This window comes from Thermaerobacter composti (assembly GCF_033582035.1).
GTDB lineage: Bacteria > Bacillota > Sulfobacillia > Thermaerobacterales > Thermaerobacteraceae > Thermaerobacter > Thermaerobacter composti.
The window spans coordinates 692,179-708,024 of record NZ_CP132508.1 but is presented as its reverse complement, the minus strand read 5'-3'; the positions used below and the strand labels follow the sequence as shown (position 1 = coordinate 708,024).

At 78.1% G+C, this 15,846-nt stretch carries 12 protein-coding genes; 8 read left to right on the top strand and 4 right to left on the bottom strand.

The features are described 5' to 3' along the window. On the bottom strand, positions 1-1,134 hold the full coding sequence (gene solA, locus Q5761_RS02845; protein WP_318751124.1) for an N-methyl-L-tryptophan oxidase: 1,134 nt from the start codon (positions 1,132-1,134) through the stop codon (positions 1-3). A 961-nt stretch (positions 1,135-2,095) separates the two neighbouring features. On the opposite strand from solA, the gene Q5761_RS02840 reads away from it, so the two are divergent. The 8 genes from Q5761_RS02840 (at position 2,096) to hisI (ending at position 12,423) form a co-directional block, all read left to right on the top strand. Beyond that, complete coding sequence (locus Q5761_RS02840; RefSeq protein ID WP_318751123.1) at positions 2,096-3,649, top strand: ATP phosphoribosyltransferase regulatory subunit; 1,554 nt, start codon at positions 2,096-2,098, stop codon at positions 3,647-3,649. A gap of 67 nt (positions 3,650-3,716) precedes the next feature. Next, the gene (gene hisG / locus Q5761_RS02835; RefSeq protein ID WP_413084558.1) at positions 3,717-4,472 is read left to right on the top strand and encodes an ATP phosphoribosyltransferase; all 756 of its coding nucleotides are present in this window, start codon (positions 3,717-3,719) and stop codon (positions 4,470-4,472) included. After that, on the top strand, positions 4,460-7,222 hold the full coding sequence (hisD, locus tag Q5761_RS02830; RefSeq protein WP_318751121.1) for a histidinol dehydrogenase: 2,763 nt from the start codon (positions 4,460-4,462) through the stop codon (positions 7,220-7,222). The genes hisG and hisD overlap by 13 nt, the downstream gene beginning before the upstream one ends. Continuing rightward, on the top strand, positions 7,219-7,824 hold the full coding sequence (hisB, locus tag Q5761_RS02825; RefSeq protein WP_135225031.1) for an imidazoleglycerol-phosphate dehydratase HisB: 606 nt from the start codon (positions 7,219-7,221) through the stop codon (positions 7,822-7,824). Before hisD ends, hisB begins: the two co-directional genes overlap by 4 nt. Before the next feature lie 296 nt (positions 7,825-8,120). After that, a complete protein-coding gene (locus Q5761_RS02820) occupies positions 8,121-9,317 on the top strand; it encodes a glutamine amidotransferase-related protein (protein ID WP_318751120.1) in 1,197 nt (398 codons plus the stop codon). Beyond that, complete coding sequence (locus Q5761_RS02815) at positions 9,295-10,416, top strand: HisA/HisF-related TIM barrel protein (RefSeq protein ID WP_318751119.1); 1,122 nt, start codon at positions 9,295-9,297, stop codon at positions 10,414-10,416. The genes Q5761_RS02820 and Q5761_RS02815 overlap by 23 nt, the downstream gene beginning before the upstream one ends. Continuing rightward, positions 10,410-11,306: an imidazole glycerol phosphate synthase subunit HisF gene (hisF, locus tag Q5761_RS02810; protein ID WP_318751118.1), complete on the top strand. Its 897-nt coding sequence runs from the start codon at positions 10,410-10,412 to the stop codon at positions 11,304-11,306. The genes Q5761_RS02815 and hisF overlap by 7 nt, the downstream gene beginning before the upstream one ends. Before the next feature lie 154 nt (positions 11,307-11,460). Continuing rightward, entirely contained in the window at positions 11,461-12,423 is a 963-nt protein-coding gene (gene hisI, locus Q5761_RS02805) for a phosphoribosyl-AMP cyclohydrolase (RefSeq protein WP_135225028.1), read from the top strand. 247 nt (positions 12,424-12,670) lie between these two features. Here hisI and Q5761_RS02800 read toward each other — a convergent pair whose 3' ends face one another. From Q5761_RS02800 to Q5761_RS02790, 3 genes are all read right to left on the bottom strand, one after another. Continuing rightward, positions 12,671-13,600 (bottom strand): proline dehydrogenase family protein, encoded by a 930-nt coding sequence (locus tag Q5761_RS02800; protein WP_135226002.1) that lies wholly within the window; start codon positions 13,598-13,600, stop codon positions 12,671-12,673. A gap of 231 nt (positions 13,601-13,831) precedes the next feature. Next, positions 13,832-14,866: an HAD family hydrolase gene (locus tag Q5761_RS02795; protein WP_135225027.1), complete on the bottom strand. Its 1,035-nt coding sequence runs from the start codon at positions 14,864-14,866 to the stop codon at positions 13,832-13,834. Then, positions 14,859-15,809 (bottom strand): glucosamine-6-phosphate deaminase, encoded by a 951-nt coding sequence (locus Q5761_RS02790; RefSeq protein WP_243123201.1) that lies wholly within the window; start codon positions 15,807-15,809, stop codon positions 14,859-14,861. Before Q5761_RS02790 ends, Q5761_RS02795 begins: the two co-directional genes overlap by 8 nt. Between the last annotated feature and the right edge of the window lie 37 nt (positions 15,810-15,846).

Genomic DNA, 15,846 nt, shown 5'->3' with positions numbered 1-15,846 from the left:
TCACGCCCTCCCCGATCCGGCCCGAAATCGGCCGGGGTCGAAGAGCGCCAGATCCCGGCGCGCCTTGCCCTCGATCAGGTCGGCCACCGCCTCGCCGATCGCCGGGCAGAACTTGAACCCATGGCCGGAGAAGCCGGCGGCCAGCACCACCGCCGGGTGGTCGGGATGCGTCCCCACGAGGAAGTGGCGGTCGGGGGTGTTGGTGTAGAGGCACACCGACGCCTGCACGGGCTCCGGGTCCAGGAGCGGCATGCGCCGGGCCAAGAGCCGGCGCACGGGCTCGACGTCGTCCTCCGTCACCTGGCGCGGGAGGCGGTCCGGGTCGCCCACCTGCCCCCCGTGGTGGAGCCCGACCTTCACACCCTCCCCCTCCAGCGCCGGCAGGCCGTAGAGGGCGGGCTCCGGACCGCGGTCCCAGATGAACACCGGGAGGTTCTCCTCGAACCACTCGGGCCGCTCCGCGGGCCGGAACCAGAGGCTCACCTGCCGCTCCACCTCCAGGGGAAACGCCCCGCCCAGCAGGCGCGGGTTCCAGGCTCCCGCCGCCAGCACCAGCCGCTCCGCCCGATACCGGCCGGCCGGGGTGCGCACCGACACCGAGTCGGACCCCGCCACCCAGGACTCCACCGGCTCGTCGAGCCGCAGCTCCGCCCCCGCGGCCCGCGCCAGCCGCAGATGGGCGGCCACCGCCCGCTCGGGGAACAGCACCCCGGCCTCTTCCTCGTAGACCGCCACCTCGTGGGGCTCCAGGCGAAAGGCGGGGAACCAGCGGCCCACGTCCTCCGGGCTCAGCATGCGGTACTTCAGCCCGTGGCGCCGGGCGCTCTCCGTGCTGCCGGCGACGATGGGCGAATCGGGGGCGCCGATCATCAGGCCGCCGGTCTTGACCAGCAGGGTCTCCCCACTGTCGCGCTCCAGCGCCTCCCACAGCTCGTAGGCCCGCAGCACCAGCGGCACGTAGGCCGGATCCTCGTAGTACGCCTGGCGGATGATGCGGCTCTTGCCGTGGGACGAACCGGCGTCGTGGGGCGGAGCCAGGCGGTCCAGGCCCAGCACCCGTCGGCCCCGCCGCGCCAGGTGGTAGGCGATGGCCCCGCCCATGCCACCGAGCCCGACGACGATGACGTCGTACACCGTCTCCGGTCCTCCTTCACCGCCGGCCCTCGCCTCCGGTGGGGGGTCGTGCGGGCGCCGCCGGCCCTCGCCGCCGACGGGGGGTCGCGCGGGCGGCCGTGGTCGGGCCCCTCCCTGGGGCCCCCTGGGCATCGGCCGTCCCGGCTGACAGGCATCCAGGACGGTCGTGCGGGCGGTCGTGGTCGGCCCTCCGGGACACGGGCGGCCCTGGGCGACCCGACGAGCGGGCCCAGCCCGCCCTGCGCCCCAAGCCGGCCGCGGAGGGCACCTCCCCCCGGGTCGCCGGCCCTGGAGGCCACCGGGGGCAGCCCCGGCCGCCATGAAACCCGGCCGTCTCCCGCAGGCCGGCGAGATCGCACACCCGGGCTCGGGCCGGTCTGAGGGGCATTTCCCCACGCGATCCCGGAACCCTCTCCCGCCGGACGCGAGGACGCGCCAGCCCCGGGAGCCTCCCCACCGCCGATGCCGCCCCGCCCCCTCCGGCCGCTCCCCGGGCCGCCCGGAAAGGACGGCGCACCCGCCTCGGGACGTTCCCGTCCGCCGCGGGCCGTGACGGCTGCGGTCTCGGCCGCCCCCCCATGCCCCCGCACCGCCAGCGCCCCCCGCGGGTCACGGCCCAATGCAGGCCCCCGGGTCGCGGGTCGTCTTGGTCGCTCGCGGGGTCGCCGCGTCCCCCGGATGGCGGGCATCGCCACCACCGGTCGGGATCGCCGCGTCCTTCGCGGCCGCGCCCGGGTGGCGCCGGAGGCGCCTTGCCCAACCGTTTCCACCCCAGCCGTCTTCGCCGCGGCGTCTTCCGGCCCGTCCGGGTCCGTCTCCGGCGGAGGGGGTCTTCGGGGTCCTGTGAACCGTCCCGCATCGCGCCGTCGGACGCGGCGGCGGGTTGGCAGGATCTCTTTAACGTGTTAATGTGCTAAAGAAATGAAGCATCGGAGGAACGGTCACCGGGGTGGGAGCGGGGATGTTCGCCATGAGCTTGCACGCCACGTCCGTGGGATCCCCCGCGTGGGGATCCGGCCCCGTCGTCGCCCTCGACCGGGAAGAGGCGGTCCGCCACCGGCTGGCCACCCTGTTCGCCCGCTGGGGGTACCGCCGGGTACGGACGCCGCTCTGGGAAGAGGCCGGCCCCCCTCTGCTGGAGGTGTTCCCGGAGACGGCGCTGTGCCGGTTCGTCGATCCGTCCGGCCGGGTCCTGGCGCTGCGGCCGGACCACACCCTCGCCGTCGCCCGCTGGGCAGCCCCACGCTTCCGCGGTCCCGATCCGTGGCGCCTGTCCTACATCGACGCCGTCTACCGCCGGGATCCGCGGGACGGCCGCTTCCACGCGGTCACCCAGGCCGGCGTCGAGCTCCTGGGTCTCCCCGCCCCCGCGGGGGACGTGGAACTTTTGGGCCTGGTCCTGGATGCGCTGGACGGGCTGGGGCTGGGAGGGACGTCGCCCGACGGCCCCGCCACCTCCGTCCGGGTGACGGTGGGGCACGTCGGCGTGCTGCAGGCGGTGCTGGCCTCGCACGGCGTGGATGGCACGGCGGCGGGGGCGATCCTCGCCGCCCTGGTCCGCCGGGACCGGGTGGCGCTGCGCAGGGAGCTGGAGGCGACCCTGGGCGCCGCGGCCACCGCCCGCCTGTACCCGGTGCTGGTCCGAAGCCTCCCCCCCGATGCCGCGCGGGAATGGCTGGCGGAGCTGGACGGCGAGGCGGCCGCAGGCCTTGCCGCGACGCTGGAGGCCGTCGGCCGGCTCTTCGGGTCGAAGCAGGTGGCCCGCATCCGGGTGGAGCCCGGTCTCGTCCGCGACCTGCAGTACTACACCGGCCTGGTGGTCGAGGTCTTCGCGGGCCGGCGGCGCATCGCCGCCGGCGGCCGGTACGACGGGCTGCTGGCCCGTTTCGGTGGCCAGGGGCCGGCGGTGGGGCTGGCCTTCGACGTCGAGGCCGTGGCCGAGGCGACGGCGATGGAGGCGGCGGCCGACCCGCACGCGGTCGTCGCCATGGGGGCGGCGGTCGGGGAACGGGGGGGCGCCGCCGGGACCCCGGACCCGGACCCCGGCCCTGCAGCGCGCGAGCTGCGGGATGCCGTCGCACCGGCGATCGGGCCTAGCCCGACCCGGGCGCGGGGCGGTGCCGCCCACGGCGGAGCGACGCGGGCCGGCGGGTCGGGGCCACAGGCCGCCTGGGACGGCACCGTCGGCCGGTCCACCTCCACCGGGGACGAAAGCGGCCCCCCTCCCGCGGCCGGGGGCGCCGGCGCGCCCATCGACTACCTGGTGGCGGGGCCGGCCCCCTCCGCGGGGGCCGGTGCGGAGGACGCCCGCTGGGCCGTGACGGCCCGCCTGTGGGAGGAGGCCCGAAGGCTCCGCGCCCAGGGGGCCTCCGCGGTGGTGATGGCGGGCTTGGCCGGCGAGGAGCAGGCGGCAGCCGCCGCCCGTCGCCTGGGGTGCCTGCGGCTCCTGTGGCTCGACGGAACCCGCCGCGTCCTGCGCATGGCGTGGCCGGCGGGCGAGCCCCCCAGCGCGTGAGGCCGGCCAGGGGCCGGCCCCGGCGGCGACCCTGCACCCCCCCGGCCCGCAACCCTGCAAAGGAGCGATGGTGGTGGAGGTTCCAACCCGCATCCCGACCCCCCGCCCCTTGACCCTGGCGCTCCCCAAGGGGCGCATGCTGCCGGAGGTGGCGGACCTCTGCGTCCGGGCCGGCATCGCCGCCGCCCGCCCCCTCGCCACCGGGGAGGAGCCGCCGGCGCTGCTGCTGGACGACGCCGACGCCGGCGTCCGGCTCTTGCTGGTGCGGCCCGGCGACGTGTGGAGCTACGTGGCCTTCGGCGGCGCCGACCTGGGCATCACCGGCAAGGACGTGCTGGAGGAGATGGCCGGCCCGACACCCCCCGGCTGGCTCGATGCCCCGGCGGCCGTCGAGCTGGCCGACCTGGGGGTCGGAGCCTGCCGCATGGCGGTGGCGGGGCCGGCGGCAGGCGCTGCGACGTGGCCGTGGCGCCGGCACCAGCCGGGAAGGCTGCGCGTCGCCACCAAGTACCCCCGCTGCGCGCGCCGGGCCCTGGGCGGCGGCCCGGTCGAGGTCGAGGTCATCCCCTTGGCCGGATCCGTCGAACTGGCCCCCCTGGCCGGGCTGGCCGACGTCATCGTCGACCTGGTGGCCACGGGTCGCACCCTGCGCACCCACGGGCTGGTGGAGTACGAGGTGCTCTTCCCCAGCACGGCGCGGCTGATCGCCAACGAGGCGAGCCTGCGGCTGCGGGAGGAGGCGGTGCTGCCGCTGGTCGAGCGGCTGGAGGCGGCCGCCCGCCAGGGCGCCGGCCGAGGAGGCGAACGGGCATGCGCCGGCTGACGCCCAGCCAGCTGCTCGCCGGGCTGGATCGCCGCGAGCCCTTCTCCCCCGAGATCCGGGCGGCGGCGGAGGCCATCGTCGACGACGTCCGCCGCCGCGGCGACGAGGCCCTGCTGGAGTACACCCGGCGGTTCGACGCCCCCCACCTCACCCGGGACGAACTGGTCCTCCCGCCCGACGCGCCGGCCCGGGCGCTGGAGGCCCTGCCGGCGCCGCTGCGCGAGGCCCTGGAGCGGGCCGCGGCCCGCATCGCCGCCTACCATCGCCGGTTCGTCCCGGGCGATGTGGCCTGGACCGACGAGGCCGGCAACCGACTGGGCCGGCTGGTGCGCCCCCTGGACCGGGTGGGGATCTACGTGCCCGGCGGGCGGGCGGCCTACCCCTCCACCGTGTTGATGACGGCGATCCCCGCCCGGCTGGTGGGGGTGGGCGAGATCGTGCTCGCCACCCCGCCGCGACCCGACGGGTCGATCCCCGCGGTGGTGCTGGCGGCGGCGGCGCTGGCTGGCGTTCGCCGGGTCGTGCGCGCCGGCGGTGCCCAGGCGGTGGCCGCCCTGGCCTACGGGACGGAGAGGGTGCCGGCGGTGGACAAGATCGTCGGGCCGGGCAACGCCTACGTGACCGCGGCCAAGGCCGCGGTGGCCCACCGGGTGGGGATCGACGCCTTGGCGGGCCCCAGCGAGATCGTGATCGTGGCCGACGACGCCGCCGACCCCCGCTGGGTGGCGGCCGACCTGTTGGCCCAGGCTGAGCACGACCCGCTGGCGGTGGTGGGGTGCCTCAGCCCCGACGGGGCGCTGCTGGACGCCGTGGCCGAGGAGCTCCGGCGACAGCTGGCGGCGACGCCCCGCGCGGCCGTGGCCGCCGCGGCCGTCGAGCGCGGGTTCCTGGTGGCCACGGCCAGCCTGGCGGAGGCCGTGGAGTTGGCCAACCGGCTGGCGCCCGAGCACCTCAGCCTCCAGGTCCGCGACCCCGAGGCGTGGCTCGGGCGCGTGCGGGCGGCGGGCGCCGTCTTCCTCGGACCCTTCGCGCCGGTGGCGGCCGGCGACTACGCGGCGGGCACGAACCACGTGCTGCCCACCGGCGGGGCGGCGCGGCATCAGACCGCCCTGGGCCCCGAGGCCTTCGTGCGATGCATCCCCTTCTTCGCCGGCAGCCCGGACGGCGTGGCGGCCTGGGCGCCGGCGGCCCGGACCCTGGCCGAGGCGGAGGGCCTCCCGGCCCACGCGGCCAGCATCCGGCTGCGGGAGGCAGTTGGATCCGGCGCCGATCCCCACCCGCCGGCCCCGTCGTCCGCGGGGCGGGCGCCGGGCGACGCCGCCGCACCTGCCCCTGGTTACGCCGTGGCCGACGGCCCCGCACCCGTCAAGCTGGACGCCAACGAGGCCGAGCCCTGGCCACCCGCGCTCCGGCAGGCGCTGGTGGCGGAACTCGAGCGGGTGCTCGGGACGTCCGCCCCCCACCGCTATCCCGCCCGCGACCTGCGCCGGGAGGTGATCGCCCGCATCGCCGCCTACGTCGGGACGGCCGAGGAGGCCGTGGTCCTCGGCAACGGCTCCGACGAGCTGGTCCAGGCCGTGCTGGGGACCCTGGGCGCCCGCTGCACCGCCGCCGTCGCCCCCTCCCCCACCTTCGGCTACTACGCCACCGCGGCCGCGGCGGCGGGGGTGCCCTACCGGCCGGTGCCGGTCCCTCCCGAGCGGGCGGTCACGCTGGACGACCTGCAGCCGGTCCTGGACGCCTTGCCGGGGGAGAAGCTGGTGTTCCTCTGCCGGCCCAACAACCCCACGGGCCTCTGTTGCGAGCTGGAGGTGGTGGAGGGGCTCCTCCAGCGGCCCGACGTGTGGCTCGTGGTGGACGAGGCGTACGCGGAGTTCGCCGGCGAATCCGTCCTCGACGCCCGTCGCGCCCCGGCGCGGACCGTCTGCGCCGCGCGCGGTGCGGCCTCCCCCTCCGGCCACCGGTCCCCGGCCGCCGTGCCCGACCCCGTCGGCCCCGGCACCGGCACCGGCGACGACCCTTCCGCGGGGACACCCCCCGAAGACGCGGGGGACGCCGCCCGTCCGGGGGCGGGCGGTCCCGCGCCGGCGACCGGGGCGGCGCCACGGGCTGGCGACCTCGCCGCGGGGGATCCGGCGGATCGCAGCCCGCACCCGCCGCGGCTGGTGGTGCTGCGCACCCTCTCCAAGGCCTTCGCCCTGGCGGGGGCGCGGGTGGGCTACGCCGTGGCGGCGCCCGCCGTGGCCGACCGGCTGCGGCGGTGGCTACAGCCGTACAACGTCAACATCTTCTCCCTGGTGGCGGCGCGGGTGGCCCTGGACCACCGGGAGGCCTTCCTGCGACGGGCCGAGGCCACCCGCAGCCGCCGCGACCGGCTCCTGCAGGCGCTGAGCCGCTCCCCCGGCATCCACCCGCTGCCCTCGCGCGGTAACTTCGTGCTCTTCCGGGTGGAGCCGGCCTCCGACGCCCGGCCCCTGGCGGAGGCGCTGGCCCGCCGCGGGATCGCCGTCCGGGCCTTCCCGTGGGAGCCGTCGCTGACCGGCTACCTGCGGGTGACCGTGGGCACGGAGGCGGAGAACCAGGCCTTCCTGGCCGCCCTGGCCGACGGCTTGGCCGCGGTGCGGGGAGGCGGGGACGCCGCGCCGTCCCGGGCCGGCCAGGGACCGGCCCGGCCGGGGCCGGCGGCCGGTTCGTCCGGAGAGAACCGCCGGGATGCGTCCGGAGCCAGCCGCCGGGGGTGGGGCGCATGACGGCCCCCAGCGGGCGCCGCGCCCACGTCCAGCGCGAGACCCGGGAGACGGCGGTCCGCTGCCGGATCGACCTCGAGGGCGCGGAGCCCGTGCCGGCAGCCCGCATCGAGACGGGCATCCCCTTCTTCGACCACCTGCTGGCCGCCTGGTCCGTCCACGCCGGCTTCGGCCTCGAGGTGGTGGCGCGGGGCGACCTGGAGGTGGACGGGCACCACACGGTGGAAGACGTGGGCATCTGCCTCGGCCGCGCCCTGCGGCAGGCGGCCGGCGACTACGGCACCGTGGCCCGCTTCGGCACCGCCTACGTGCCGATGGACGAGGCCCTGGCGCGGGTGGTGGTGGACTGCAGCGGCCGCCCCCTCCTGGTGTGGGCGGTGGAGGTCCCGCCCCGCGCCTTCGGCGCCTTCCACACCGAGCTGGCCGAGGAGTTCTGGCGGGCGGTGGCGGTGGAGGCCCGCGTCACGCTGCACGTCGATCTCTTGCGGGGCCGCAACGCCCACCACGGGCTGGAGGCGATCTGGAAGGCGGCGGGGCGCGCCATGGCCCAGGCGCTGGCGCCGCGGGCGGGCGGCCCGCTCTCCACCAAGGGCGTGCTGGAGTGACGGTCGCCCACTCCGTGCCCCGGCCGCACCGCCCCGCCCGGGGCCCGCTCCGCACCAGAGGTCCCCTGGAGCGGCCTGCCCTGGCGGGGCCGCCGCGGCCGCCAGGCCCGCCGGCCGCCGGGTCCCCCGCCCCGTCGGCCGCGGCCTGCCGCGGACCGGGTGCGGATGGCCGCGCGGGGGGCCTCGGACGGCGAACAAGAAGCCGCCCGTCCCCCGGCGGGTCCGCCGGCGCGGCGGATCGCCCCCCGGCCGGGCCCGCCGAGGCGACCCATCGCGACGAGGAGGCACCGACCGCCATGGCGCGTCCCTACCTGGCCATGGTCGACTACGGCACGGGCAACGTCCACAGCCTGGGCAAGGCCCTGGAGCGAGTCGGCTGCTCCGTGCGCCTCACCCGCGATCCGGACGAACTCGGCCGGGCGGCCGGGATCGTCCTGCCCGGCGTGGGGGCCTTCGGACCCGCCTGGCGGCGGCTGGATGCGACCGGCCTGGTCCCCGTGCTGCGGGGGCTGGTGGCGGCCGGGCGGCCGCTGCTGGGCATCTGCCTCGGCATGCAGCTCCTCTTCGAGGGCAGCCGCGAAGACGGCGAGTGGCCGGGGTTCGGCTTCTTCCCCGGCCGGGCGGAGCCCTTCGCCCCTGGGCCTGCAACGGCGCCCTCCGCGCCCCGGACGCCGGTTGCGTCGCCGCCGGAGCCCGGGAGGGGGCCCGTCGCCCTGGTCGCCGGGGACGGGGGCGCAGCCGACCGCCCCGACGCGACCGCCGGCGGGGGCCACGCGCCGCCGGGGCAGGGCGATGCCGCGCCGGCGGGGTCGGGCGGCAGGCGAGACGGCCCGGTGGCAGGCGAGGGGCATCCCGGCGTGCCCGAGCCGCCAGGGGGCGGGCCAGCCCAGGCGGCCGGCGCCGGGCCGGGCCAGCCGCGGGGAGCCACGGCAGTCCAGGCGGCAGGCGCCGCGGCGAGCCAGCCGGGGGGAGCCACGGCAGTCCAGGCGGCAGGCGCCGGGGCGAGCCAGCCGGGGGAAGCCATGGCAGCCCAGCCGGCTGACGTCGGGCCGGTTCAGCCGGCCGGGGTGGGGGCGACCCAGCCGGCACGGAGCGGGGCGGCGGCCCCGCTGAAGGTCCCCCACATGGGGTGGAACCGGGTCGCGGTGCCGGCGGGGAGCCGCCTCCTGGCCGGGCTGGGCGAGGGCTTCTACGCCTACTTCGTCCACTCGTATCGGGTGCCGTGGCCCCTCGCGCCGGCCCGCCCCCGGCCGCGCCCCGACGGGGCCTGCGGCGACGCCCCCGGCCGGGCGGCCGCCCAGGGCTCCGCCCACGGGGACGAACCGGCGGGGCCCCTGGTGGCTCTGGCCGACTACGGCGGCCCCTTCGTCGCCGCCATCGAGTGGGGCCCGGTGGCCGGCACCCAGTTCCACCCCGAGAAGAGCGGTCCGGTGGGCCTCAAGATCCTGCGGAACTTCGGGGCGATGTGCGGTGCTTGTGATCCCGGCCCTTGACCTGCGGGGCGGCCGGCTGGTCCGCCTCTGGCAGGGCGACTACGCCCGCGAGACGGTCTACGCCGACGACCCCGTCGCCGTCGCGCAGGCCTTCGCGGCGGCCGGCGCCCCGCGGCTCCACGTGGTCGACCTGGACGGGGCGCGGGCGGGCCGCCCCGTCCACCGCGAGCTGATCCTGCGCATCGCCGCCGCCGTCCCCGTCCCGGTGCAGGTGGGGGGCGGCATCCGCGATGCGGCGGCGGCCACGGCCTACCTGGAAGGGGGCGTGGCGGCGGTGATCCTCGGCACCGCGGCCGTCCGGAACCCGGAGCAGGTCGCCGACGTGGCCCGCCGCTACCCCGGAAGGGTGCTGGTGAGCCTGGACCTCCGGGATGGGCGGCCGGCGGTGGAGGGCTGGACCGCCGTGGCCCAGGTGGAACAGCCGGCGCTCCCCGGCACCCCACGGGGCGGTGCCGCGCCGGCCGACGCCCCCCTGGCCCCCCTGCTGGCCCGTCTGCGGGAGGCGGGCGTGGCCCACCTGGTGGTGACCGACACCGGCCGCGACGGCACCCTGGCCGGGGTCGACCCCGCCGTCTTCCGGCCCTTCCTGGCGGCGGGGTTCCACGTGATCGCCGCCGGCGGGGTGCGGGACGCGGCGGACATCGAGCGCCTGCGCGAGGCGGGCCTGTGGGGCGTCATCGCGGGCCGCGCCCTGTACGAGGGGACCCTGGATCTCGCCACGGCCCTGGCCGTGGCGTCGGGAGCGGCGCCCCCCACCGGCCCGCGGCCCTCGGCCCGGGCGCGGACGGCGGCAGCCCCGGCCCCAGCGCAGGCGGCGACCGCCGCGGAGGGGGCGCAGGCGGCGACCGGCCAGGCCGTGGAGCAGGCGGCGACGGCGGCGGACCCGGCGCGGACCCAGGACCCGGCCGGCGCGAAGCCCCCGACCCGGGTGCAGACGACCGCCCCGGCGCCGACCGCGGCACCCCCGGCGCCCGGCGGCGATTCGCCGCCCCGCTCGCCGGGACGCACCGCCCCGCGGCCCGGACGCGGAGGGCCGGAGGCGCGCCGGGATCGGCGGGACGGGGCCGGTTCGTCCGGAGAGGAGGGCCGACGGTGCTGACCCGGCGGATCATCCCCTGCCTCGACGTGGACGGCGGCCGGGTGGTCAAGGGCGTCCACTTCCGCGGCCTGCGCGACGCCGGCGATCCGGTGGAGCTGGCCCGCCGCTACGACCGGGAGGGCGCCGACGAGCTGGTCTTCCTGGACATCAGCGCCACCGTCCAGGGGCGCGAGACGCTGGTCGAGGTGGTGCGGCGGGTGGCGTCGGAGGTGTTCATCCCGCTCACCGTGGGCGGCGGGATCCGGGACTGCGACCAGATCGCGCGGCTTCTGGCGGCCGGCGCCGACAAGGTGGCGATCAACAGCGCGGCCGTCGCCCGGCCGCAGCTGGTCACCGAGGCGGCGCGGCGCTTCGGGCGGCAGTGCATCGTGGTGGCCATCGACGCGGGGAGGAACCCGGCGGCCGCCGGCGGAGCGGCGGCGCCGGTCGCACCCCCGGCGGCGGCGGCCGAGGGTGCGGTCGGCGCGACGGGCAGCCCGGCTCCGCCGCCCCGCTGGACGGTGTTCACCCACGGCGGTCGCCGCCCCACGGGCCTCGACGCCGTCGCCTGGGCCCGACGGGTGGCGGCGCTCGGCGCCGGCGAGATCCTCCTCACCAGCATCGACGCCGACGGAACCCAGGCGGGGTTCGACCTGGAGCTGACGCGGGCGGTGGCGGCGGCGGTGGACGTGCCCGTCATCGCCTCCGGGGGTGCCGGGCGGGCGGAGCACTTCGCCGAGGTGCTCACCCGGGGCGGTGCCGACGCCGCCCTGGCGGCGTCGATCTTCCACTGGCGGCAGGTGCGCATCGCCGAGGTGAAGGCGCTGCTGGCGGCAAGGGGCGTGCCGGTGCGACCCGTGCCGGACGCCGCCGCCCCGGCGGGGGCCGGTCCCGCGGAGGCCGCCCCGTGAGCCGGCACGGCGTCGGCCCGGCAGCCCGCGGCGGCCCTCCCCGGCCGCGGCGCCGAGGGGGCGCCGCGGCCGGTCGGGCTCCCCGCGGGGTGTCCGCTGGCCCTCAGGCGGCGCGGGGCGGTTTGCGAGAGGCCCATGGGGGCAGGTGAGACGGATGCGACACACCCTGACGGCGGTCCGGTTCGACCAGCGCGGGCTGGTCCCGGTGGTGGTGCAGGACGCGGGCCGGGGCGACGTGCTGATGCTGGCGTACGCCGACCGGGAGGCCCTGGCCCGCACCCTGGCCGAGGGGCGGGCCTGGTTCTTCAGCCGCTCGCGCCGGCGGCTCTGGCGCAAGGGCGAGACGTCGGGCCACGAGCTGCGGGTGCAGGAGGTGCGGATCGACTGCGACGGGGACGCCGTGCTGTACCGGGTGGACCCCGCAGGGCCTGCGTGCCACACCGGCCAGCGGACCTGCTTCCACCGGGGCGTCGACGGCGCGCCCCTGAGCGGGGCAAGCCGCGCCGGCCCCCCGCAGCCCGCCCCCGGTCCCGGCGGCGAGGCGGGCGCAGGTGCCGATGGCGCCGCGGCGCATGGGGGCGGCGATGACGATGGGGCGGATGCGGGTGACGACGGCGGCACGGCGGCTGCAGCCGCCCACCGCGGTTCGGACGCTGCGGACGCCAACGGTGGCGACGGCCATGCGACCACAGCCGCCCATCGCGGCATGGACGCTGCGGGCGCCAATGGTGGCGGCGGCGACGGCCGTGCGACCGCAGCCGCCCATCGCGGTGCGGGGGCGGGCGCCAACGGCGTCATGGCGAGCGGGAGCGCCGATGGCGCACCCGGCGGTCTCGCCGGGCTCGGTGCGCTCGAGGCGGTGGTGCGCCAGCGCCAGAAGGAGCGCCCGCCGGGCTCCTACACCACCCGGCTGTTCGAGGCCGGTCTCGCGCGCATCCTCCAGAAGGTCGGCGAGGAGGCGGTGGAGGCGGTGGTGGCCGGCGGCCACCAGTCCCGGCAACGGCTGGTGGAGGAGGTGGCCGACCTGCTCTACCACCTGACGGTCCTCCTGGTGGCGCGCGACGTGAGCTGGCAAGACGTGGGCCGCGAGCTGGGGCGTCGGGCTGGGGCGCCGTGAGATTGCCGGGCGGCCGGCGGCAGCCCGCCGCCTCGGGCCAGCACCGATCCAGGCACCCATGAGGCCACCGCGGCCGCCGGCAGCGCGCCGCCCGAGGCCGCCACCGACCCGGGCATCATGAGGGCGCCGCGCGGCCGGCGGCGGCCCGCCGCCCCGGGCCGGGGCCGGGCCGGGTTCGTCCGCACCCGCCACTCCCCGGCGCCGTCGCTGGGACCCGGGCGGCCCGCCCCACGAGGGGGCGGCATCCTCAGCCGCGCAGCAGGTTCCGCAGGACGAACCCCACGTTGGCCGGCCGCTCCGCCAGCCGGCGCACGAAGTAGCCGTACCACTCCCGTCCGTAGGGGACGTACACCCGCATCGTGTAGCCCCGATCCCGCATGGCCCGCTGCAGCTGCGGCCGGATCCCGTAGAGCATCTGGAACTCGAACCGGTCCCGGGGGATCCCGCGCCGCTCGATGAACGCCAGCAGGTCCTCGATCAGCCGGTCGTCGTGGGTGGCGATGGCCGCGTAGTGGCCCCGCTCCAGGTGCCGCTGGACGAGCTGCCGGTAGTTGCGGTCCACGTCGGCCTTGTTGGGGTAGGCGACCGACGCCGGCTCGTTGTACGCCCCCTTGACGAACCGGATGTTGGGCTCGAGGTCCGCCAGCGCCTCCAGGTCCTGGGCCGACCGGTAGAGGTAGGCCTGCAGGACGATCCCCACGTGCCCGGTGTCGAAGCGCTGCCGCAGCCGGCGGTACAGCCGCAGGGTCCTCTCGGTGTACGGCGAGTCCTCCATCTCGATGCGGACGAACCGGCCCACCGTCGCCGTCCGCTCGAGGATGCGCCGGCAGTTGGCGTAGGCCAGCTCCTCGTCCACCGCGAGGCCCATCTGGCTGGGCTTGATCGACAGGTACGCGTCGATGCCGCGTTCCTCCAGCGCGGCCAGCAGCCGCAGGTACTCCTCCACAGCCGCCTCCGCCGCCTCGGGGCGGGTCACGTGCTCGCCGAGGAACTGGATGGCCAGCGGGAAGCCCTCCTGGTTGAGCCGCCGCGCCACGGCGAGGGCGGCGTCCAGGTCTTCGCCCGCCACGAAGCGGGATGCGCCCAGGCGCATGCCGTAGTGGGTGACGAAGCGGGTGACGGCGGGGTTGCCGGCCAGGGTGAAGATCAGCTGGCGGCTCCAGTGGGGTTGGGCCACAGCCACACGCCTCCGGCGTCGCAGGATGGGGGCCCCGTGGAGAGGCCCCGATCGCATTGTACCGCTTTCGGCGGCCACCGCTTTCGGCGGTCGTCCCGGTGGCGGCCCCCGTCGCCTCGACCTGTGTGGGGGTCGTCCTCCCGGGGACCGTGCGGTCGCCGCGTCGCCTCGCAGGGCCGCCACCCCGGGGCGGCGGTCGGCCCGCGAGTCCAACGGCCCCCGACGGTGCGCTCACCGGTGGGTCGGGTCCTCGGCGACGGCGGAGCCGCCGCCGAGGAGCACCTCTTCGATCAACCGGGCCACGCCGTCCTGCCAGTTGGGGGCCGTGACCCGGTCGGCGCAGCGCTGCACCTCCGGGGCCGCGTTGCCCATCGCCACCCCCAGGCCCGCCCAGCGCAGCATCTCGCAGTCGTTGTCGTTGTCCCCCACCGCCACCACCTGCTCGCGGGCCAGTCCCAACCGCGCCGCGAGCCGCGCCAGTCCGGAGGCCTTGTGGGTCCCGGGCGGCAGCAGGTCGAAGCTCCCCGGCCCGGAGTGGGTGAGGCGGAGCCGCTCCCCATAGCGGTCCCGGATCCGGTGCTCCAGGGGACGCAACGCGTCGGCCGGCCCCAGCGCCGAGATCTTCACCGGCGGCTGCGGGGCCGCCGCCACGAAGCGGGCCAACCGCGGTCCGGGGACGACCCGTGCGTACCGCCGCAGCACCCAGTAGTGACGCAGGGACGGCAGCGCCAGGGATCGCACCAGGGTGCCCACGGGCGGGCGCCGGCTGCTGGCCAGGAACTCGGGGAACTGCACGACCACGGGGCAGCCCGCCGCCAGCAGATCGTCCACCACCGCCGCCGCCAGGTCGCGGGGGAAGGGCCGGACGTCCAGCACGCGCCAGGGCCCGCGGGGCCGGGCCCCGGGACCGGAGGCGGCGGGGGCACCGCGGACCCCCACCTCGGCCAGGACCGCACCGTCGCTGACCACCAGCGGCCCGCGCAGGCCCAGCAGGCGCGCGTACACCCACGCGGAGGGGAGCACCCGACCCGTGGCCAGGGTCACGCGGATCCCGGCCCGGAGGGCCCGCCGCACCGCCCGCCGCACCCGCGGGCTGACGCTCCCCTGCGGCGTCAGGACCGTCCCGTCGAGGTCGAGGGCCAGCAGACGGTAGGCGCGGCCGGGACCCCCTTCCGCCCTGCCCGCGCCGTCCACCCCGCGGCGGCCCGCGTCCCCCGCCGGGCCGGTGCCCGTCGGTCGGGCCGCGGCGGCCCGTTCCTCAGCCACGGCGGTCCACCCCGGGCTCGCCGGCCGGCGTGGGCCGCACCGGCCGCGGGCGGCGCGGGGCGGAGCCCGCGCCGGTCCCTCCGGCGCGGGCGGGGTGTCCCCTCCCCGATGCCGTCGGGTCGCCATCGGGCGGCCCGCCGGCCGGCGGCCGGGCCCCGTCGCCGCCTGGGATGGGGCGGGCGCCGCTGCCGGCCGCCGCGACCGTTCCCGCGCCGTCCAGGAGGCGGGCGGCCTCCCGGTCGAGGAACCAGGTGACCTGGGGGTGGCGCTGCAGGACGGACGCGGGCAGGGAGGGATCCACGGGGCCGTGGATGGCCCGGGCGACCGCCGGCGCCTTGGCCTGCCCGGCGGCGAGGACGAAGATCTCCCTTCCCTCCAGGATCGTGGCGATGCCCACCGTCAGCGCCCGCGGCGGGACGGCGTCGGGGTCGCCGCCGAAGTCGCGGGCGTTGGCGCGCCGCGTCTCCGCCGTCAGGGTGACCACGCGGGTGCGGGAGTCGAAGGGCGACCCCGGCTCGTTGAAGCCGATGTGGCCGTTGCGGCCGATGCCCAGCACCACCAGGTCGATCCCCTCCCGGGCGAGGGCCTCCTCGTAGCGCGCGCACTCGGCCGCCGGGTCGGCGGCCCGCCCGTCCAGGGCGTCGACGGCCGGCGCCGGATCCAGGTGGCGCAGGAGGTGCTCCTCCATGTACCGGCGGAACGAGCGGGGATCCTCGGCACCGAGCCCCAGATACTCGTCCAGCAGGAAGATCCGCGCCCGGCCCCAGGAGAGCGCCTCGCGCCGGGTGATCTCCACCAGGCGGCGGTACATGCCGAGCGGGGTGTGTCCCGTGGGCAGGGCCAGGCGCAGGCTCGGCCGCGCCGCCAGGCGGCGGGCGATGGCCTCGGCGGCCGCCGCACTCATGGCTTCGTAGGAATCGGCGATGCGGATGCGGGGTGCCATGGCAGGGCCTCCTCGTCGTCGTGCTGGCGCAACGGGG